General features: G+C 73.4%; 16 protein-coding genes. 6 read left to right on the top strand and 10 right to left on the bottom strand.

Features of this window, described 5'->3' with window-relative positions; all coding sequences use genetic code 11:
- Window positions 1–158 precede the first annotated feature (158 nt).
- The 3 genes from ACFYW3_RS13640 to ACFYW3_RS13630 form a co-directional block, all read right to left on the bottom strand.
- Window positions 159–5,120 (bottom strand): DNA-binding protein, encoded by a 4,962-nt coding sequence (locus ACFYW3_RS13640; protein WP_389386327.1) that lies wholly within the window; start codon window positions 5,118–5,120, stop codon window positions 159–161.
- On the bottom strand, window positions 5,117–5,974 hold the full coding sequence (locus tag ACFYW3_RS13635; protein ID WP_351751153.1) for a DUF4132 domain-containing protein: 858 nt from the start codon (window positions 5,972–5,974) through the stop codon (window positions 5,117–5,119). The genes ACFYW3_RS13640 and ACFYW3_RS13635 overlap by 4 nt, the downstream gene beginning before the upstream one ends.
- 290 nt (window positions 5,975–6,264) lie before the next feature.
- Window positions 6,265–7,770, bottom strand: a complete 1,506-nt coding sequence (locus tag ACFYW3_RS13630) for an MFS transporter (protein ID WP_351751151.1) — start codon at window positions 7,768–7,770, stop codon at window positions 6,265–6,267.
- Between the two features lie 137 nt (window positions 7,771–7,907).
- Here ACFYW3_RS13630 and ACFYW3_RS13625 point away from each other — a divergent pair, with 137 nt between their 5' ends.
- On the top strand, window positions 7,908–8,357 hold the full coding sequence (locus ACFYW3_RS13625; RefSeq protein ID WP_389386326.1) for a MarR family winged helix-turn-helix transcriptional regulator: 450 nt from the start codon (window positions 7,908–7,910) through the stop codon (window positions 8,355–8,357).
- A gap of 49 nt (window positions 8,358–8,406) precedes the next feature.
- Here ACFYW3_RS13625 and ACFYW3_RS13620 read toward each other — a convergent pair whose 3' ends face one another.
- Window positions 8,407–8,994, bottom strand: a complete 588-nt coding sequence (locus ACFYW3_RS13620; RefSeq protein WP_389386325.1) for a MarR family winged helix-turn-helix transcriptional regulator — start codon at window positions 8,992–8,994, stop codon at window positions 8,407–8,409.
- Between the two features lie 138 nt (window positions 8,995–9,132).
- On the opposite strand from ACFYW3_RS13620, the gene ACFYW3_RS13615 reads away from it, so the two are divergent.
- Entirely contained in the window at window positions 9,133–9,546 is a 414-nt protein-coding gene (locus ACFYW3_RS13615; RefSeq protein WP_351751146.1) for an organic hydroperoxide resistance protein, read from the top strand.
- A gap of 165 nt (window positions 9,547–9,711) precedes the next feature.
- Here ACFYW3_RS13615 and ACFYW3_RS13610 read toward each other — a convergent pair whose 3' ends face one another.
- Window positions 9,712–10,158 (bottom strand): hypothetical protein, encoded by a 447-nt coding sequence (locus ACFYW3_RS13610; RefSeq protein ID WP_351751144.1) that lies wholly within the window; start codon window positions 10,156–10,158, stop codon window positions 9,712–9,714.
- A 176-nt stretch (window positions 10,159–10,334) separates the two neighbouring features.
- Here ACFYW3_RS13610 and ACFYW3_RS13605 point away from each other — a divergent pair, with 176 nt between their 5' ends.
- The 3 genes from ACFYW3_RS13605 to ACFYW3_RS13595 are packed head-to-tail and all read left to right on the top strand — an operon-like array spanning window position 10,335 to window position 13,107.
- Window positions 10,335–11,597: a sensor histidine kinase gene (locus ACFYW3_RS13605; RefSeq protein ID WP_389386324.1), complete on the top strand. Its 1,263-nt coding sequence runs from the start codon at window positions 10,335–10,337 to the stop codon at window positions 11,595–11,597.
- The gene (locus ACFYW3_RS13600) at window positions 11,585–12,241 is read left to right on the top strand and encodes a response regulator transcription factor (RefSeq protein WP_351751141.1); all 657 of its coding nucleotides are present in this window, start codon (window positions 11,585–11,587) and stop codon (window positions 12,239–12,241) included. The genes ACFYW3_RS13605 and ACFYW3_RS13600 overlap by 13 nt, the downstream gene beginning before the upstream one ends.
- Entirely contained in the window at window positions 12,238–13,107 is an 870-nt protein-coding gene (locus ACFYW3_RS13595; protein WP_389386323.1) for a hypothetical protein, read from the top strand. Before ACFYW3_RS13600 ends, ACFYW3_RS13595 begins: the two co-directional genes overlap by 4 nt.
- Window positions 13,108–13,151: 44 nt before the next feature.
- On the opposite strand, the gene ACFYW3_RS13590 is transcribed toward ACFYW3_RS13595, so the two are convergent.
- From ACFYW3_RS13590 to ACFYW3_RS13570, 5 genes are all read right to left on the bottom strand, one after another.
- Entirely contained in the window at window positions 13,152–14,198 is a 1,047-nt protein-coding gene (locus ACFYW3_RS13590) for a LacI family DNA-binding transcriptional regulator (protein ID WP_351751137.1), read from the bottom strand.
- A 231-nt stretch (window positions 14,199–14,429) separates the two neighbouring features.
- The gene (locus tag ACFYW3_RS13585; RefSeq protein ID WP_351751135.1) at window positions 14,430–14,942 is read right to left on the bottom strand and encodes a hypothetical protein; all 513 of its coding nucleotides are present in this window, start codon (window positions 14,940–14,942) and stop codon (window positions 14,430–14,432) included.
- A 297-nt stretch (window positions 14,943–15,239) separates the two neighbouring features.
- Entirely contained in the window at window positions 15,240–15,794 is a 555-nt protein-coding gene (locus ACFYW3_RS13580; protein ID WP_351751133.1) for a MepB family protein, read from the bottom strand.
- 82 nt (window positions 15,795–15,876) lie between these two features.
- A complete protein-coding gene (locus tag ACFYW3_RS13575; RefSeq protein WP_389386322.1) occupies window positions 15,877–17,511 on the bottom strand; it encodes an FAD-dependent monooxygenase in 1,635 nt (544 codons plus the stop codon).
- 130 nt (window positions 17,512–17,641) lie between these two features.
- Window positions 17,642–18,004 carry a DUF6204 family protein gene (locus ACFYW3_RS13570; RefSeq protein WP_389386321.1) on the bottom strand — a complete coding sequence of 121 codons (363 nt, stop codon included), beginning with the start codon at window positions 18,002–18,004 and terminating at the stop codon, window positions 17,642–17,644.
- A gap of 240 nt (window positions 18,005–18,244) precedes the next feature.
- On the opposite strand from ACFYW3_RS13570, the gene ACFYW3_RS13565 reads away from it, so the two are divergent.
- Window positions 18,245–18,892 carry a DUF4360 domain-containing protein gene (locus ACFYW3_RS13565; protein ID WP_389386320.1) on the top strand — a complete coding sequence of 216 codons (648 nt, stop codon included), beginning with the start codon at window positions 18,245–18,247 and terminating at the stop codon, window positions 18,890–18,892.
- Window positions 18,893–19,090 lie beyond the last annotated feature (198 nt).

Below are 19,090 nucleotides of genomic sequence, written 5' to 3'. Positions count from 1 at the left end.
CCGGGTGATACGGGAGAGAAGTGGGGAGCGGGGGTGCCTCACGACACCCCCGCACGGGTCGGGGCGGGGCCGGGTGGGCGGTTCCGCCGGCAAGCGGCCGGCGGCGGGCCGGTCCGGGCCGGGGCGAAGGGCCCCGGCCCGGACCGTTCAGGAGGGCGTCACCTCCGGCGTCGCGTCGTGCGCTTCACCTTCAGTTCCTCGAAGCGCGGCGTGTCGCCCTCGCGGACCCGTTCCCACGCGCGCCGGTACAGATCCGCGACCGGTTCGGTGGGCACGAGCACGCCCAGGACCGGGTTGCGTCCCGCGGCCGTTCCGTACATGGGCAGCTTCCACAGCTCCACCGGCAGCGTCGGGGAGGAGACGTCCGCCCACCCGCCCGGCAGGAACAGGGAGCGTCCGGCGCGGCTGCGGCTCGCCGTCACCACCAGGTCGGTGGCGCCCAGCTCCGCGCGGGCCGCCGTCAACCGGGCCGGCTTCCAGCCCGTCCAGCGCGCCGTGTTGCGGTCGGTGGGGTCCGGCATGGCGAGCAGCGCGAGGTAGAGGACGGCGGCGTCCGCACCCAGGCCGTACGTGTCGCTCACCTCCGCGACCAGGTCCGGCACCGAACGGCCCGCGTCCTGCGGCCACCAGGTCCCGTCCTTGTCCACCGATCCCGCGGCCGGCGCCCCCGGATCGGCGAGGAGCCGCGCGAAGCCCGGGTCCCGCGCGAGCCGCAGCGCCGTCTCCACGGCGAACGGCTGCTGCTCGGGGCCGCGCAGCGCCGGCAGGTACGGGTCGGAACCGGTGGAGTCCAGCAGCGCGGGCCGCAGCGCCGGATACGACCAGTGCGCGGCCGTGCCGGGCAGCACCACCGCGCCGTAGCGCTCGTAGCCCTCGCCCGTCTCGGTCGGCGTTCCCGCCGCCTTACGGAACTCGGCGGGGTTGTGGTAGACGTCGATGCCGAGCAGCAACTCGGGCGCGGACAGTCGGTGGCGCAACGCCGTGAGCACGGGAGGCAGCACGGCCCGGACGGGGTCGCCCGCCGGCAGCCGGTGCGCCAGCCACCCCGTGAGGGCGACCGCCCGGGTCAGCACCGCGGAGGTGAACGGGGCCGCCGCGGGCTCGCGGGGCACGATCTGGTTCTCCCGCACCTCCCACGCCACATCGGTGTTCAGTTCCGGCGCCACCGTCGGGTCGAGGAGCGCGGGCAGCGCCCTGTGCACCGACCACCGGTTGCCGTGGCTCGTCCCGGCGCCGACGGCGCGGGTCGCCTCCACGAGCAGCCAGTCCGGTACAGGCGTGCGTCGACCCACGCGCCGGTTCCACACCTCGGCGGCGGCCGTCACGTCCGGGCCCTCGCTCCACAGGCGCGCCGGCTCGGCGGGCAGCAGCGCCGCCACGAGTTCCCGTCGGACCTCGATGTCGAGGCCGCGCAGGTCGTCGCGGGCGTACGCCGAGTCCGTGGCCTTGACCCCGATGGCCGCACGGAGTTCGGCCGGCAGGAAGTTGCGGTCCCAGGTGTCGATGTCCGGGAGGCCGGCGAGCACCAGCCGGGCCGCGGGCCCGGAGACCCCGGTCAGGCGGGCGAACTCCTCGGCGGCCTCCGTGAACCACGGCGCCGCGCCGTGCTCGGCCGCCGCGCCGAGGAACGCGGCGAGCCAACCGGCCCCGCGCCCCCGGTCCCCGAGCGGGGCTTTCCCGCGCGCCGTGTACGGCTCCGGCACCGCGAGACGACCGCTGGGGTCGTGCAGCAGGGCCGTGAACTCGCGGCCCTCGTCGGTGGAGTCACCGTGCTCGCCGGTGATCGCGAGCAGGGCGCCGCCACCGTACGGCAACACGGTCGCATGCCACTTCCCGCGATCGCGGCCGTCCGGCTGCGTCGTGTGGGTGCGGCCGAGGTGGACCACGACGCGCAGCCACCGGCCGGCGGACGCCTCGGTCGAGTCCAGGCCCAGCGCCACCACCTGTTCGAGCATCGTGCACAGCCCGGCGCGCTGTGCGTCCGTGGCACCGGTGACCACCGCGCGGTAGGCGACGGCGGCGGCCCCGTCGAGGAACAGTTCCGTCCAGGGCAGCGTCGTCCGCGTCAGCCCCGGCACGTCGAAGTGCAGCCGTCCGGGCACCTCCCGCGCATCGGTGTCGGCGGTGGCGCAGGCCAGTTCCCGCAGGAGCCGGAACGCGGCGTCGGAGTCCCCGCCGTAGCGGGCGTGCCCGCCGGCCACGAGCCCCTCCAGCGCCTCGGCGATCAACTTGTCGGACGGTCCGCGCACGACCTGCGGCGCGGGCTCGCGTTCCGGGGTCGGGTTCAGGGCGGCGGCCACCTTGTCGAGCGCCGCCCGCTGCCGCAGGGCGTCCCGCAGCTTGTCGACCACGCCCCCGATCAGCTCGGGCGAGGTGATCCGGGGCAGGGCCGCGCTCACCAGCGCGGGCAGCTCGTCCCGGTCGGCGACCGCGCCGGCCGCCTTCATCAGCGCACCGCAGGTCTCCGCGTCGGCGGTCCGCAACGCGGCCGAGCCCTCGGTGTCCCTGGCCCGCAGGCAGTACCAGTAGGGGAGCGGCGGAAGGTCCACGGCGGCCGTGGAGTAGGCCGGGTTGTCGTGGTCGGAGCTGACCTGGCAGGTGACGACCCCGTCGTGGTCGCTGAGCGTCAGGGTGCGCCAGTCGCTGGACAGCACGCGCGGCCGGTCGTCACCGGGCAGGCTCAGCGCCCCCTGGGGCATGCGGCCGTCGGCCGCGGTCACCGAGCGACCGCCGGTGTCCGAGCCGTGCCAGCCCCGATCGGGGACGTGCACGACGCGCCAGCCGAGCAGGCCGTCCACGGGCGCGCCGAACACCGAGCCCTCCACGGTGGGCGTCGGTCGGAGCCAGTTGGCGCCCGCGTGCTGCGGCAGGGTGCTGCCGTCCGGGTGCCCGCGCAGGGCGTCGGCGAGGAAGGCGGGCTGCGAACGCCGTCCCAGGGCGCCGCTCGCGGGGTCGTACTCGTGCCATCCCGCCGCGTCGGGCTCGCTCCCCGATTCCCACACCCAGTACGAGGTCCCGTCGCACAGGACCGGGCGTTCGGTGGGGAGTTCCGTGTCGCCCGCGTGCAGGACGCCGTGGCCGGTGAACCGACCGCCGCCGGGCAGCGGCAGGGTGACCTGCTCGTTGCGGATCGACCAGTAGGACCCCGGGTGGTCGAGGGTGAGGACGTCGTTCGGGGCGCTCAGCCAGTAGCCCTCCACGGCGCCGCCGTACGAGACCCAGAACACCAGCAGGTCGCCGTCCACGTGGTGGAAGCCGAGGCGGTAGTGGTCGCCGCGCGGGACCCGCAGGTCGTGCGTGAGCACCGTCGAGTCGGCGTCGACGACGCGGACCTGCGTGGAGTTGGCCACGATCAGGTGGGGCCAGGCGTCCATGACGACGAGCCCGCGGTCGCGCCGGCCCCCGCGCCCCTTGGTGTGCGGGCGCAGTTCGGCCACCGCCGTCTCCCAGGCCGGCCAGGTCAGTTCCTCGAACAGTCCGCCGCGCAGCGTCCGCGCGAGGATCCCGCCCACGTCGAGCGCCGCCGCCTTCGCGACGTCCTCGGGGGCCAGGGCCAACGCCTCGGCCGGCAGCCAGGTCAGCCAGCGGATCGCCGCGGGCAGCGCCGGCAGCGCTGCCGCGGTGGAGGAGGCGGCCACCTCACGGACCCAGTCGGCGAGCAGCGCGCTGCTCCCGGGGGACAGGGCGAGTGCGCGGACGGCTCCGCGTCCGGTCGCCCGGCTCCCCAGCTCGTTCAGGGAACGGAACATCACCGGGCGGAAACGTTCGTCGGCGCACAGCGCGCGCAGTTCCCGCCGGGCGGTGTGGTCGCCCCAGGCCTGGAGTCCCAGGGTCCGGTTGTCCTTGGGGTCCGGGTCGGTGAGCGGCAGGTCCAGGGACAGTGCCAGATCGAGGAGGTCGACGTCCTCGAAGCCGAGGCGCAGCCCCGTCTCGCGCTCCGGCGCGGCGAGCTCCGCGCGCAGTTGGTCCGCGGACCGCTCGACGAGTTCGAGCAGGTTCGGCAGCGCGGGGGGAGTGCCCCAACCGCTGTACCGGGCGGTCTGGAAGCGCTCCAGCCAGCCGGACGCGCCGTCGGAGCAGCGCTCCTCGGCCGGCGCGTCGGTGGCGGACAGCCCGACGGTGGCGCCCGAGTCGACCAGCAGCTCCAGCCACATCGAGGCCATGGCGCCCGCGTCGCCGCCGCTGGGCGGGGTCAGTCCGAGCAGGGCGCCCCGTACGGAGGGCACGCGCCGGGCGAGCGCGAGCAACGCCGGGCGGTGGGCCTTCCACCAGCCGGCGGCGGCCCGCAGGGTGGCGGGCAGCGGCAACAGCTCGGCGAGATAGTCCTGCTCGGGTTCGGTGCCGTTGAGACCGGCGGCGCGGGCCAGTCGGCGCAGTTCGACGGCGACCTGCGCGGACGGCGGCAGGCCGCCCGCGGTGCGGCGCACACACAGCCGGCGGAACCGGTCGAAGGCCTCGGCGGGGGAGACCCGCAGCGCCAGCGCCTTGCCGTACCCGGTCAGCACCTTCACCGGCAGGGCGCCGGCCAGGGCGAATTCGAGGAAGACGGCGTCCAGCCGGTCCTCGTCCACGGGCAGGCCGAACTCGGCCTCGCTCGCGCGGGCCTTGCCGAACAACTGCGCGGCGTACGTGGTGTTCTCGACGGCGAGGAAGAGCCGTGCGGCCTGCTCGTGGAAGACCGGCAGGAAGTGCGGGACGGACACGGCGAGCCGGCCGGCCAGTTCCATACAGGCGTCGAGGGCGGCCTTCGGCTTGGTCTTCGCCTGACGGGCGGCCCGGTCCAACTCCGGTACGACGGCCAGCGCGTGGTGCCCGTCCTCGGGGTGGTGCACCAGGACCCACTCGGGGAACCCGAGGGCCTGTCGCCGGCCGAGACCCACCACGGCCGGTTCGCCGTCGGGTTCGAGTCCCAGGAACCCGGCGGCGAGGTCCTCCGCGGCGCCCAGTTCGGCGGCGGCGAGGCGGATCACGACCCGGTCGTCCCCGAGGGCCGGGTGCCGGTAGGCCCGCGCGGTCAGTTCGACGGCTTCGTCGCCCGCCCCGGTGGTGTCGGCGGGCAGCACGGCGCCCGCGTCGAGCAGCGCCCGGGCCCCGCCGGTGTCGGTGGTCTCGGTGTTCACGCGTTCCCGCCCTCCTCGATCTTGCGCCCGGCGTACAGCGCCGCGGCCATCCGCATCCCCTCGGACCAGGCCACCGGTCCGACCTCGTCGAGCCGCACGGCCCGGCCCTCCGCGTCGTGCCAGTTCAGCCCGCCGGTGCTCGACTCGTCCTCCCAGTACGGCTCGCCGATCCACACGGCCGCCTCCACGGCGCCGCCGGCGTCGCGCACCTTGCAGGTGGCGTAGCCGCCGGAGACCCGGTAGCCGAGGCCCGTGGCCCGTGCCGCGAGGCTGAACCGGGAGGGGAACACCCCACCCGCGTAGTCCCGGACCTCGGTCGCGTTGGCGGCGAGCCCGGCCGGCTTCTGCCAGGTCGCGCGGTGGATCTGCTCGACCTGCTGGGTGATGCCGAGTTCGGCGGCGAAGTCCCGTACGTCGTCCAGGTCGGGCAGCAGCACCGGGTGCGGCAGGGTCACGGTGCGCGGGGAGAGGCGTATGGTCTCGCCGTCGAGGTTGACCACCTTCAACTCGCCCGTCTCGGTGGCGTCGCGCAGGAAGCCCACCTCGTCGGGGTCGTCGTCGGCGACGATCGCCAGGTCGCGCAGGGCGCCCTGCCAGGCCTCGTCGGGCCAGACCCGGGCCAGCAGCGTGGTCGGCACCGGCAGCGAGGACACCATCCAGGCGTCCACCTGGGCGACACACGCGGCCACGTGTCGATCGAGCCATTCCGAGAGCCGGCGCAGCCGGTCCACCTCGGGGTGGTCGCGCAGTGCCTTGGGCAGTGTCTTCAACTGCCGTTTCGTCGATCCCCGGGCCACGACCCGCCCCTCCACGAGGGCGATCTCGTAGCCCTCACCCGCCGCCAGCCAAGCCATCAGCCGTGCCTGCCCCTCTGCCGTACCCGTCAGATTCCGCGCAGCCCGAAGGAAGGCGCCAACGCCCTGTGAGCTGCGGTATGTCGGGAGACTAGCGAGGCCCACTGACAACGCGGCGGTCAGGACTGGTGGGTGAGCGGGCCCTCCCGGATATTCGAGACAGTTGGCCTGAATTCGATGTTGTGGCGAGCCGGATGCCGGTCCGGGAGGACGGCCGTGTCCCCGGGCGCACGAAGAACCGCCCCCGGTCGCGAAGGACCGGAGGCGGTGGGGGTGGGGCGGGCGAGGGGTCAGACGGCGTCGGCCGTCTCCACCGCCTTCAGCAGGGGCGCCTCGCTCGACGCGACGGGCTCCTCCACCCGGGGGCCGTGGCCCGAGCGCAGGCCGAGCCAACTGATCAGCGCGACCAGGGCGAAGGCGACGGCCCCGATCCCGAAGGTGAGGGTGAATCCGGACTCGGCGGGCAGCGCGGGAACGCCGGCCGGGAGGTGCTCGATGGTCTTCGAGGCGAGGATGGTGGTGACGATGGCGCTGCCGATCGCACTCCCGGTGGAGCGGGAGATCGAGTTGATGCCGTTGGCGATGCCGCTCTGGTGGTGCGGGACGCTGGACATGATCACGGCCGGCATGGCCGCGTACCCGAAGCTGACCGCCGCGCCGACGACCAGACCGGCGCCGATCACCGAGAAGGTGTGCGCGTGGTCCAGTGCCAGCCAGCCGAAGCCGACGGCGCCGAGCACGGCGGCCAGGCCCAGTGCGACGCGGGGCCCGCGGTGGCGCACCAACTGTCCGCCGACGGGGGAGGCCAGCAGCGAGACGATCGCGCCGGGGAGCAGGAACTGGACGGAGGCCCGCAGGATGGACGCGTCGAAGCCGTACCCGGTGAGGGCCTTCGGCATCTGGACCAGGTAGGAGACGCCCAGGAAGTTCGCGAACATGCCGAAGCCCACCAGGATGCCCGCCAGGTTGGCCATCAGGACGGGGCGGTGGACGAACATCCTCATGTCCACCAGGGGTTCGCGCACCTTGCGCTCCACCAGGACCCACACGGCCGTCATGACGGCGGCGCCGGCGAAGCTGCCCAGTGTCCGAGCGGAGGCCCAACCCCACTCGTGTCCCTGCGAGATGGGCAGCAGGAGCAGCAGGAGGGCGATGCCCAGGGTCAGCGCGCCGAGGAAGTCGGTCCGGCCGCCGGTCTTGTGGCGGGTGGCCGGCACCAGGAAGACGACGGCCAGCAGGGCCAGGGTCGCGAAGCCGGTCGCCATCCAGAAGGCGTTGCGGTAGTCGGCGTCGGAGCCGGAGGTCAGCAGGCCGGTGGCGACGAGCGCGAGACCGCTGCCGAACGCGAGCGTCCCGCTGACCAGCGCCATGGCGCCCGGCAGCTTCTGGGGTCGGACCTCTTCGCGCAGGACGGACAGGGCCAGCGGGAAGATCGCGGTGGCCGCGCCCTGGAGGACCCGGCCGAGGATCAGCAGGGGAAGCGAGGTCGCGAGCGCGGCGATGACGGATCCCGCGACCATGACGCCGAGGACGGCCACCAGCGTGGGCTTCTTGCCGTGCTGGTCGCCGAAGCGGCCGAGCAGCGGGGTGAAGACGGCGGCGGACAGCAGGGTCGCGGTGGTGACCCAGCTGACGTTGGCGGTCGAGGTGCCGAGGTCGGTGCGGATCAGACCCAGGATCGGAACGGGCAGGGTCTGCATCATCGACACGACCATGGCGGCGAGGCTGAGGGCGAAGACGATGACCGTCTCGTTCCTGGGCCTGGCGGCGGCGGGGGCGGATGCGGCGGTGCTCATGGTTGGCGGGACCTTCTCAATGCTTCAGATCACAGATGTTTGATGTCCTCAAGTACTTGGATGAAGGTAGACGGCAATAGTTAAGGTGGTCAAGTAAAAGGTTGATAATATGAAGCTTCTGGGCGTACGCTCGCGCCATGAGCGCCACCGTCGCGGCCACCTCGCAGGGCCCCACCAAACTGCAACTGCTGGAACTGCTGGCTGCCATCGGCACCGCCCAATGGCGCGACTTCGCCACCGCCGCCGCCCGTCACGGGCTCACGTCCACGCAGGCCAAGGTCCTGGCCCAACTGGAGGGGCCGGTGCCGATGCGCGGGCTTGCCACCCTGCTGACCTGCGACGCGTCCAATGTCACGGGCATCGTGGATCGGCTGGAGGCTCGGGAGCTGGTGCGGCGCGAGCCGTCCCCGGCGGACCGCCGGGTGAAGAACGTGGTGGCGACCGACCTGGGTCGCGAGACCATCCGCCGCGTGCGCGAGGAGATGCAGGCCACGCACGGCGCGTTGGACACGCTGGACCAGGCGGAGAGCGCGACGCTCTACGCCCTGCTGGAGCGCCTGCGTCCCACGCTGGAGAAGGACGCCTGATCGAACGGGTCCGACCTGACGGCCGGGCCCGAGCCGACGCCCCGAGTGCTCACGCGCCCGGGGCGTCCGTGTTTCCGGTGTTGCCGGTGTTGCCGGTGGTCCCGGTGGTTCCGGCGTTCGCGGTGTCCGCGCCGTGCCCGGCGTCCGTCGCCCCGTCGACGATCGTGTCGCTCGCGGCCGCCGTGTCGAGGGCCTCGGTCAGTCGGCTCAGCCGCGCCTGGAGGTCACGGATCTCGCCGAGCTCGAACCCGGTGGCGGCGGCGATCCGGCGGGGCACCGCCACCGCCCGGGCGCGCAGTGCGGCGCCCTCGTCGGTGAGCACCGCGTGCACGGAGCGCTCGTCCTCGGTGCTGCGCTCGCGTCGGATCAGGCCGGCCGCCTCCAGCCGCTTGAGCAGCGGCGACAGGGTGCCGGAGTCGAGCCGCAGGCGTTCCCCGAGCTGCTTGACGGGCGTCGTGCCGTGTTCCCAGAGGACGAGCATCACGAGGTACTGCGGGTAGGTCAGGCCCAGGTCCTTCAGGACCACCCGGTACAGGCCGCCGAACGCGCGACTCGCGGCGTTGAGCGCGAAGCAGATCTGCCCGTCCAGGCGGAGGAAGTCCGGCTCGGTGAGGGTCTCTGGCTGCTGCTCGGTCATGTCGGCCAGTGTACCCGGGAACCCTTGCCAGCGATTCAGTTGTGCACAACCAAGTTGCGCGCAACTCAAGTGTGTGCTTTATTGATGGAGCGGTCGGACGACGGCCGCACCGATCCACCCCTCCGAGAGGACCCCCCGATGGACGCGCTGTACACCGCTGTCGCCACCGCCAACGGCCGCGAGGGCCGCGCCGTCAGCTCCGACGGCCAGATCGACCTCGCGCTGGCCATGCCCCCGGCGCTCGGTGGCAACGGCCAGGGCACCAACCCCGAGCAGCTCTTCGCCGCCGGCTACGCCGCCTGCTTCGCCAGCGCGCTCGGTCTCGTCGGCCGCCAGGCCAAGGTCGACACCAGCGAGGTGTCCGTGACCGCGGAGACCTCCATCGGCAAGGACACCGACGGCGGTTTCGGGCTTTCCGTCACCCTGCGCGTCGAACTCCCCGAGGCCCTCGCCGGCGCGACCGGCGCCGCGCTGGTCGAGCAGGCCCACCAGGTCTGCCCCTACTCCAAGGCCACCCGCGGCAACATCCCCGTCGAGCTCGTCGTCGAGTAGTCGGACCGGCGGCGCCACACGTGCCGCCCGACCGTTTGCGGCGCCCTTCCCCAGGGGCGCCGCAGGCGTATGCGCCCACGCCCCCACTCACGACACCCACGCGCGCGCGCCCCAGCACACGCCCCACTCACGACACCCACGCCCACACCCCCGCACACGCCCCACTCACGCCGGCCGCCGCATCGCCACGACCGCACAGACCGCGGCCAGTGGAAGTTCCGCCACCGCGGCGAGGGCCAGCGCCATTCCCTGGCCGCTCGTGCCGGCCGAGGTCGTGACGTCGAACCACGCGTCCATCACCAGCAGGGCGGCCGTCGCCCCCGCCACCGCCGACACCCGGGGGTCGCCCCTGCGCAGCAGTGCACCCGTACCGGCCAGGCCGGCCACCAGCATCGCGTCCAGTCCTATCCACGCGGTGGACCAGTACGACACCTCGGTCGTGTGCGGCACCGACTTCGCCAACACCACCATCCACGGGACCAGCGCCAGCCCGGCGCCCGAGAGCACCGTCGAAAGGCGCGGGACGCGGACGTCGACCCGGCCGAGCCGACCGGCCGCCGCCCGTCGGGTCGGGGGACGGTGCGCGACGCGCTGCGGGGAGACGAGAGCCATGGATACGGAACTCCTTCCGACCCGACGGTCCGTCCGCCGGGCACTCCACGACTCTCGTGCCCGGAGCGCGGAAGATCAGTAGCTCCACCGTCCGAACCGGGGGTGGTGCCAGGTACACCCCGGGGCGGGTATCAGGGTGGTCGAACACCCCCTGACATGCGATTAACGTACGACGCATGGCATTTCGCGGCGCGTTGAGGCGTACGTACACCTGGATCGTCGCGCACGCACCGTGGTCGGCGTGGGCCCGCGGCAACACCGCCTTCTGCGCCGCGGCGATCCCAGCCGCCCTGCCCGTCCTGCTCGGCGCGGTCTTCCTGTGGGCGTGGCCACGCAGCATCGTCCCGCTCCTTCTCGTCCTCGCCTGCGCTCCCCTCCTCACCCGGCTCCAACGCGGCCGCTTCCGGACGTTGGCGGACCAGGACGTGCCGGAGGTGGCCCGCGCACACCCCTGGCACACCGCGCGCGGCCTCGCCGAACGGCTGACCTCCGAGTCGACCTGGCGCCAGTACGGCTACCACCTGTTGGTGAGCCCGGCCGTGGCCCTCGGGGGAGCCGTGCTGGTCCTCCTCTGGATCGGCGGCTTCGCCTGCGCCTCCGTGTACGCCTGGTCCTGGATGCTGCCCACCGACGACCCGGAGTTCGGTCAGGGCGTGACGAGTTCGTACGACGCCCTCACGGTCGCGGGCGCCCTGATGCTGCTCGCCGCCCCGTGGTGGGCGGCGCTCCTCACCCGACTGGACACGCTCGCGGGCGCCGCCCTGCTCGGGCCCAGCCGCGCGGGGGAGTTGCTGCGCAGGGTCGAGGACCTGGCCGAGAGCCGGGCGGGTGTCCTGGACGCCGCCGACCTCGAACGTCGACGCATCGAAAGGGACTTGCACGACGGAGCCCAACAGCGCCTGGTGTCCCTCGCCATGAACCTCGGCATCGCCCGCGCCACCCTGACCGACCTGCCGCCCGAGGTCAAGGCCGTCATCGACGAGGCCCACCGCGAGGCGAAGGAAGCCATCGAGGAACTCAACAACCTGGTACGGGGCCTGCATCCGGCCGTACTGGAGGACCGCGGGCTCGACGCCGCGCTCTCCGGGATCGCGGCCCGTGCCCCGCTCCCCGTCGAACTGTCCGTGGACATCGCCGTGCGCCCCGGCTCGACCATCGAGGCCGTCGCCTACTTCGTGGTGTCGGAGGCGCTCGCCAATGTCGCCAAGCACGCCCGCGCCACCCACTGTTCCGTGCGGATCCTGCGGATCCCGGGGCGGCGGGGAGACCTGCTGCGCGTCGTCGTCACCGACGACGGGGTGGGCGGCGCCGACCCGGCGGGCGGGACGGGCCTGACCGGACTGCGCAAGCGCATAGGGTCCGTCGAGGGAACCATCATGATCGAAAGCCCTCCCGGGGGCCCGACCGTCGTCACCGTGGAGCTGCCGTGCGTGCTGTGATCGCGGAGGACTCCGTCCTCCTTCGCATAGGTCTCGTCAAGATCCTCGACATGGCCGGATTCGAGGTCGTGGCCGAGGTCGACGACGGCGAGGCCCTGCTCGCGGCCGTCGAGGAACACGAGCCGGCCCTCGCCCTGGTCGACGTGCGGATGCCGCCCGACTTCACCGACGAAGGCGTCCGGGCCGCCCTCGTGATCCGCCGCCGATACCCCGACACGGCCGTGCTGCTCCTCTCCCAGTACGTCGAGGAACGCTACGCGGCCGAACTGCTGACCACCCAGGGTGGCGCGGGCCTCGGCTACCTCCTCAAGCAACGCGTCGCCGACGTGGAGGAGTTCGTCGCCGCACTGCGCCGGGTCGCGGCGGGCGGCACGGCACTCGACCCTCAGGTCGTCGCCCAACTCCTGCTCCGCCGCGGCGGCGGCAAGGACCCGCTGGAGCGACTCACCCCCCGCGAACGGGAGGTCCTGGCCCTGATGGCGGAGGGGAAGTCCAACGCGGGGATCGCCGCCGAACTCGTGGTGAGCGAGAGCGCGGTGGCCAAACACATCAACAACATCTTCGCCAAGCTCGACCTGCCGCCGGCCGACGGCGCCCACCGCCGGGTCCTCGCCGTCCTGCGCTTCCTGGACGGCACGACGTGACCGGCGCCGCCGCGCCCGGGACGGCCCCGCCGCGAGCACGCCACCGCACGGCATGGCTCGCCGCCGCGTGGCTCGGGGCCGTGCTCGTGGTGATCCCGGCCGCTTGGCAGGCGTGGGTGTACGGCAACATGCGGCAGGGCAGCGTGACCGGGGTCGGCACGGGTCGGCCGGTGACCGCGCTGGAGATCGTGGCGGGCGGTTCCGACGTCACCGTCACCCCGCGCGCGGACCGGCAGGTCTCCTACCGGGCGGACCTCGGCTGGTCGTTCCGACGGCCCACCATCGAGGAGAGCCGACTCGGCGACACCCTGCGGCTCACCCCGCACTGTCCCGGCGGCGCCGGCGACTCGGGCCTTCCCGGCCTGCGCTGCTCCGTGCGTCTGTTCGTGACCGTGCCCGCCGACATCCCGATCAAGGTGACCGCGGGCTCCGGCCGGGTGGACATCGGCGGCCTGGGCGGCGCCGTCGACGCGGACGTCGACTCCGGCACCCTCCACCTCACGGGGCTGCGCGGCCCGGTGCGCGCCCGCGTCGGATCCGGGCGGCTGGACGCCACCGCCCTCACCTCCCCCCAGGCCGAGCTCCGGGTGGGCTCCGGCCGCGCCGAGGCCGCCTTCCTGACCCCGCCGGAGCAGGTGACCGCCCGCGCCGGCTCCGGCCGGCTGGACCTCGCCTTCCCGACCGCCACCCGCTTCCGGGTCGACTGCGAGGCGGGTGCGGGCCGCTGCGAAGTGGACGGGTCCCTGCACGATCCGGCCGCCCCCGGCACCCTGACGCTGTCGGCCGCGTCGGGCCGGGCCCAGGCCGGGTACGCCAACCCCTCGGCGCCTTCGACACCGGAGCACGCCTCGACTCCGGCCCGGTGACCAAGTGCGCCTCAGCGGTGCTCGGTTGTCGGCTTTCCGGCGGATCAGGCCGAGGCGCGGCGCACCAGCACCGTCGGGGTGATCACCGGGCGCGGGGGTTCGGGAGCCGTCTCGGCCCTGTGCAGGGTGTCCAGCAGCAGACGGGCCATCAGCCGGCCCATTCCCTCCACGTCCTGGCGCACCGTGGTGAGGGGCGGATCGGCCGCCTCCGCCACCAACTCGGTGTCGTCGAAGCCCACGAGTGCCACGTCCCCGGGCACCGACCGGCCGTGCTCGCGCAGCACGGCGAGCGCCCCCGTGGCCATCAGGTCGTTCGCCGCGAACACCGCGTCGAGCGCCGGACGGCGGTCCAGCAACTGCCGCATCGCACGGGCCCCGCCCGCCGAGGTGAAGTCCCCCTCGGCGGTCAGCGCGGGATCGGCGTCGCGCAGTACGTCCCGGTAGCCGTCGAGCCGGTCGGCCGCCGAGGTCTGGTCGAGGGGGCCCGCGATGTGCGCGATGTGACGCCGGCCCCGGGAGAGCAGGTGGCGTACGGCCTCCCGCGCGCCCCCGCGGTTGTCGGCGTCGACGTACACCACGCCGGGATCCCCCGATTCGGCCGTCCAACCCGGCCGACCACCGTAGACCGTGGGCATGCCGATGCGTCGGGTGATCTCGGGAAGCGGGTCGTCGGTGTGCAGCGAGAAGGCCAGGGCGCCGTCGACGTGCCCGCCGGCCAGGTACCGCTCGATCCGGTCGTAGTCCCCGCGGTCCTCGACCAGGAGCAGGACCAACTGCTGGTCCCGCTCGGTGAGTTCCTTGCTGATCCCGCGCACCTGGCGGGAGAAGAAGGGGTCGGAGAAGATCCGGACCTCGGGTTCGGCGATGATCACGGCCACCGCGCCGGTCCGGCGGGTGACCAGGGTGCGCGCCGCCGGGTTGGGGACGTAGCCCAGTTCCAGGACGGCCTTGCGGACCCGGTCCACCAGGTGTGAGCGGACGCCGTCCCCGCCGTTGACGACGCGTGACGCGGTGGCTCTGGACACCCCCGCTCGCGCGGCCACGACCTCCAGGGTCGGTCGGTTGACGGGAACGCGATGCTGTTCGGGCACGTACGCTCCCTCATGCGTGACCGCGGGCGGTTGCCTCGCCGATCAGCAGGCTAACCCGTACCGCCGGGAGCGCGAGGGCGCTCCCGGCGAATTCAGGTCGTACGGGGCCGATGCCGCGGCGGCGCCGCAGGAGGGGTGGTGCCGGCTGTTCGGGACGAGGGCCCCGGGTCGGCGGGGAGGGCGCGAGGGCCGCTGACGCCCCCGGACTCCACTACGTGCGCACTGTCGCCGTCACTTGCAGAACTTCGAATTCAGCGCGGCCGTCACGCCCGCGTTGAAGCCCTTCTCGAAGTTCGGGTCGACAGCCTGGAGGTTCTTGTTCGCGTTCGGCTTCTTGCACAGGTCCTTCGTGGCACTGAAGCCCTCGGTGAAGCCCTTCTTGAACTGGTCCTGGGTTTCCTTCTGTTCGGCCTGCTTGACGGTGCCGCACGGGGTCCTGCCCTTGTTCCCTTCCTTCACGGAGAACGAGCTGCCGCCCTTCTGGCCGATCAGCTTGAACGTGCCGTCCGCGTTGGTCCGGATCTGCTGGTTGCCGCTCTTGGACAACACGAGGACGTCGACGGCCGGTTTGAACCCGCTTCCCTTGACGTCCACCCGGTTGTCGGCGACGGTGTTGGCCGTCACGGTACAGGTGGCGGAAGGCACCGCCGCCTGCGCCGGGGCGGCCACGAGCGCCGCCGACCCCAACGCCAGCATGGACACTCCCACCGGGGCGACCACGGCCATTCGCATACGCCGATTCATCGTTTCTCCTCCCGTCGAGGAGACCACGGGCGGCCCGGCGGTCGAAAGTCGCCGAACCCGGCGAGGCGGGCCCGCCGAGCGGACCTCTTCGAGCGGGATCCTGGCCCCGACCCGCACCCTCGCACGGCCGACACCTCACCGGTGCCGACCCGGGTGATCTCACGAGATGTCTCCATCGTCCCGCCGTCGGCCCGTCGTGTCGACCGGGGCGACCGCCGGCGGGAGGAACCGGCCGGCCGGCCGGGCGGCGCCCCCGGGCGCCGGTCGCCAGGGCCTCGCCGCGCCCGCCGCATCCGTTCAGGCGCGGTAGAGCGCCCGCGCCCGGTCCAGGTCGACCGCCCCGTCCCCGGACAGCGCGAGGAAGTGCTCCAGTTGCCAGGCCCGGGTGCGTTCGGCCTGTCGGCTGGTCGGCGACGCCCACGGCGGGTAGACGCGAAATCCCCGCTTCCCGCCGACCCCGTCCCGGGAGACGACGTCCCGGGCGCGGAGCACGGCACACGGGAAGACGAACTGCCCGTGCTCCGCCCCGTCCCGGCTGTCGATGACGAACAGGTCGACCCCGTCGCCCGTGTCGAAGGGCCGGATCGGGCCCTCCTCGGACCGCTGCCACACCGTGACGAACTGGCCCACCTTGGTCGGTGTCGTCCTGGCGGCCCGGAACCTGACCGAGCGCCCGTCCACGGAGAGCGCGTACGCCTCGTAGTCCGCGCTCTCCTCCTCGGCGACGGGCACCGGGCAGTCGAACCCGCAAGGGTCGTAGACCAGGGACTTCGCCGCGACGAGTCCCTCGGGTACCGGGCCGGCGGTCGGGTCGTCCCAGGGGCGTGCGGGTGTCGCGTGGTGAGCGGTCATGCCCCGATCCTCCCACCCGTCGGTGACACGGGCACGGGCCCCGCCCCGCACCACGTCCGACGGCCCTCCCACGGGCCCGCCCTCAGGTCCCGAGGATCCCCTCAAGGTGGCCGGCGGTCGCCGTCCCGGCCGGCAGGGCGATGCGGGCCCCCAGGTAGCCGTCCGGTCGCACCACGAACAGCGTCGACTCGCGGGCCCCGTAGAGCCGGGCGAACTGACCCCGGTCGTCGTGGTAGACCGGCACGGGGGCGCCCTCGGCCGGGACGCCGTTCGCGAGCACGGCGCAGACCCCCGACCGACCCGCCGGGAAGACCCCGGGCAGGGCGGCGAGTTCGGTCATCGCGTCGGTGTCCGGGCCCGTCAGGTACAGCACGAGCACGTGGTCCCGGTCCCTCAGCAGGTCGTACAGCCGCAGCGGGTAGGCCGCGACGGCCGAGGTGAGGCCGCCGCAGTCCGGTGCCCGGTCGCCCGGCCGCGGGCCGGTCGTCCCGTCGGGCCCCGTTCCTCCCACGATGGGGCTGCCTCGGTAGCCGACCAGCAACTGGGCCTGGCGCATCATCACCGTCGCCGGGTCGCCCGGATCGGCCTGCACACCCTCGGCGGCGTGCCGCACGGTACGGCCGACGACCTCCGTGCCCACCGGCCGCCGCTCCGCGTCGTAACTGTCCAACAGCATCGGACCGGCGGCGCCCCCGACGGCCAGGGCGAGCTTCCACGCCAGGTTCCACGCGTCCTGGATCCCCGTGTTCATGCCCTGCGCGCCGGTCGGCGGATGGATGTGCGCGGCGTCGCCGGCGACGAGGACCCGCCCGTCGGAGTACCGGTCGACGATCCGGTGGCTGATGCGGAACACCGAGGACCAGCGCATGGTCGACGCGACGGTCGGCTGCGGAGACATGCGGTCCAACACCGCCTGGATGTGCGAGAGTTCCGGTGCCCGACCGCCCTCCAGCCCGTGCGCGATCCCGTCGCCGGTCCGCTCGGCCGCGGACGACAGCTCGGCCGGCACCGACATCGACACGCGGTAGCGGCGAACCCCGGGAAGCGGGATGCACACCAGTACGTCGTCCACGGCGCCCCCGTCGCCGCGGTGCATGGCCCGCACCCCGTAGCCGTGGGGAAGGTCCCAGTCGACCTCGACGTCGGCCAACATGTACTCCTCGGGGAACGCGCCTCCCGCGAAGTCGAGCCCGAGTCCCTTGCGGACGACGCTGTGCGCTCCGTCGCAGCCCACCAGGAAACGGGAGCGGACCTCCTCCTCGGCGCCGGTCGCGACGTCCACCAGTCGACTGGTGACCCCGTCGGCGTCCTGGGCGAACGACACCAGTTCCTTGTTCCGCTCGATGCCGGTCCCGAACCGGTTCAGGAACTCCTCGAGGATCCGCTCGGTCTCGTTCTGGGGGAGCGCGGCGAACCCGTACGGCACCTCGGGCGGCAGCTTCAGGTCGAGGCGGGGCTGCTCGACGCCGTTGACGTACGTGAGCTGCCCGCGCAACGGGACGGCGGCGTCGAGCACGGCGCGGACGAGGCCCGCCCGGTCCCAGAGTTCCAGGGTGCGGGGCTGGATCCCGACTGCCTTCGCGTACGGCAGCCTCGCCGGGAGCCGGTCCACGAGGCGGCACTCCACACCGCGCCGCCGCAACTCCGCGGCCGCGGTCAGACCCACCGGGCCCGCGCCCACGACCAGTACGTCCGTGTGTCCGTCGGTGCGCGTCACTGGTCACTCCCCGGCCGAGTCCCCCCAAACGCAAGCAGGTCCCCTCCATGGTGGCCCGACGGCCGGACCCCGGCCACCGCTCCCCGGCCGGGGCGGTGCCCCGCCCCGGACCCTTGCGGCACCGGACCCGTCAGTCGGTGTGCGTACCGGCTGCCGCCTGACGCTGGCGCTTGCTCAGGGGGGCCTGCGTCATGTCCTGGGCGTGGGTCCTGAGGTGTTTGAAGGCGTATCCGTGCTCGGTCAGCCAGGCCTCGGCGGCCAGCTCGGCGCGCGCTGTCGCGTCCAGGACGTCCTCTTCGGCCTCGCCCGACTCCAGGAAGCGGAACGTATAGGAGTCCCGAGCCGTGATCTCGTACGTGAGGTGACCGTCGGGGGTGAAGCCCGCGCGCAGCAGGTCGTGCTCCGGGGCGGCGGCCAGCAGTGCCGCGCGCTGCTCGTCGGTGAGCCGGACGAAGGAGCCGCGGACGGTGATGCGGAAGGTTCGGGTGGTCATCGCGTCAGCCTAGGCGGGGGGCGCGGCGGGCGCACCGGGGTTTCGGATCCGGGGGCGGCCGTACGGGGCCGGGGCGCCCCCGGGCGCCCGGGGTCGGGGGCCGCGCGGAGGGGCCACTGAACCGTTCGAGTGGCCGACATCTCACGATTCAACGATTCTGCGGGGCGCCGCGCCGTGCAACCGGGTGAGGCCGCGTGCCCTTCCGGGCCCCCGGTCGTCCGGAGCGCTATCCATGGCAACGTGATCAAGTCACTGCGCACCACACTCACCGCAGCCGTCGTGACCGGAACCCTCGTCACGCTCGCCCCGGGCGCCGGAGCCACCCCCGCGGCGCCGACCGACCGAGTCACCGTGGACGTCGCCTCGGTCAACGGATCGGGCTGCAAGCCCGGTACCGCGTCCGTCGCCGTGGCCTCGGACAACTCGGCGTTCACCGTCGCCTACAGCGAGTACCTGGCCCAGGCGGGCGGGGGAGTCCCCGTCACGGAAGGCCGCAAGAACTGTCAGCTCGCACTGAACGTGCACGTTCCCCAGGGCTTCACCTACGCGGTGTCCAAGGTGGACTACCGCGGCTACGGCAACCTGGAACAGGGGGCCACGGGCACGCAGAAGGCCAGTTACTACTTCCAGGGCATGAGCCAGACCGCCTACCGCACCCACACGTTCAACGGGAGGCTGAACAACAACTGGCAGGTGACGGACACCACGGAGATCGAGGCGCTCGTCTTCGCGCCCTGCGGCGCGCTGCGCAACTTCAACATCAACACCGAACTGCGCGCCACCGCCGGGACCGACACCTCGAAGACGAGCTACATGGCGGTCGACTCCACGGACGGCACCATCAACAGCGTCTACCACTTCTCCTGGAAGCGGTGCCCGGACCGCTGACCCGCCCCGCCCACCGGCCCGCTCCGCGCCGTCCGGTCACGGAGAACGGGACAATCGGCGAATCGGCTTCCGTTCGCTTCGGCGGAAGCCGATTCGGCCGGCGCCACCCGTCCCGGGAGGCCCCGGCCGATCGATCCGGGGCCGTCCTGCGAGGTCGGCCCCGGATCCGCCGGAACGAACGAGCCGGCCGCGCCGCGG

It is taken from the genome of Streptomyces sp. NPDC002602 (assembly GCF_042889445.1).
Taxonomy (GTDB): Bacteria; Actinomycetota; Actinomycetes; order Streptomycetales; family Streptomycetaceae; genus Streptomyces.
The sequence above is the reverse complement of the archived record's forward strand: the minus strand, read 5'-3'. Positions and strand labels throughout refer to the sequence as shown.

Bases quoted from the DNA above. Each gene is read 5' to 3' on its own strand.
- ACFYW3_RS13635 (WP_351751153.1), bottom strand. From the start codon at position 5,974: ATGGCTTGGCTGGCGGCGGGTGAGGGCTACGAGATCGCCCTCGTGGAG.
- ACFYW3_RS13630 (WP_351751151.1), bottom strand. From the start codon at position 7,770: ATGAGCACCGCCGCATCCGCCCCCGCCGCCGCCAGGCCCAGGAACGAG.
- ACFYW3_RS13625 (WP_389386326.1), top strand. From the start codon at position 7,908: ATGAGCGCCACCGTCGCGGCCACCTCGCAGGGCCCCACCAAACTGCAA.
- ACFYW3_RS13620 (WP_389386325.1), bottom strand. From the start codon at position 8,994: ATGACCGAGCAGCAGCCAGAGACCCTCACCGAGCCGGACTTCCTCCGC.
- ACFYW3_RS13615 (WP_351751146.1), top strand. From the start codon at position 9,133: ATGGACGCGCTGTACACCGCTGTCGCCACCGCCAACGGCCGCGAGGGC.
- ACFYW3_RS13610 (WP_351751144.1), bottom strand. From the start codon at position 10,158: ATGGCTCTCGTCTCCCCGCAGCGCGTCGCGCACCGTCCCCCGACCCGA.
- ACFYW3_RS13605 (WP_389386324.1), top strand. From the start codon at position 10,335: ATGGCATTTCGCGGCGCGTTGAGGCGTACGTACACCTGGATCGTCGCG.
- ACFYW3_RS13585 (WP_351751135.1), bottom strand. From the start codon at position 14,942: ATGAATCGGCGTATGCGAATGGCCGTGGTCGCCCCGGTGGGAGTGTCC.
- ACFYW3_RS13580 (WP_351751133.1), bottom strand. From the start codon at position 15,794: ATGACCGCTCACCACGCGACACCCGCACGCCCCTGGGACGACCCGACC.
- ACFYW3_RS13570 (WP_389386321.1), bottom strand. From the start codon at position 18,004: ATGACCACCCGAACCTTCCGCATCACCGTCCGCGGCTCCTTCGTCCGG.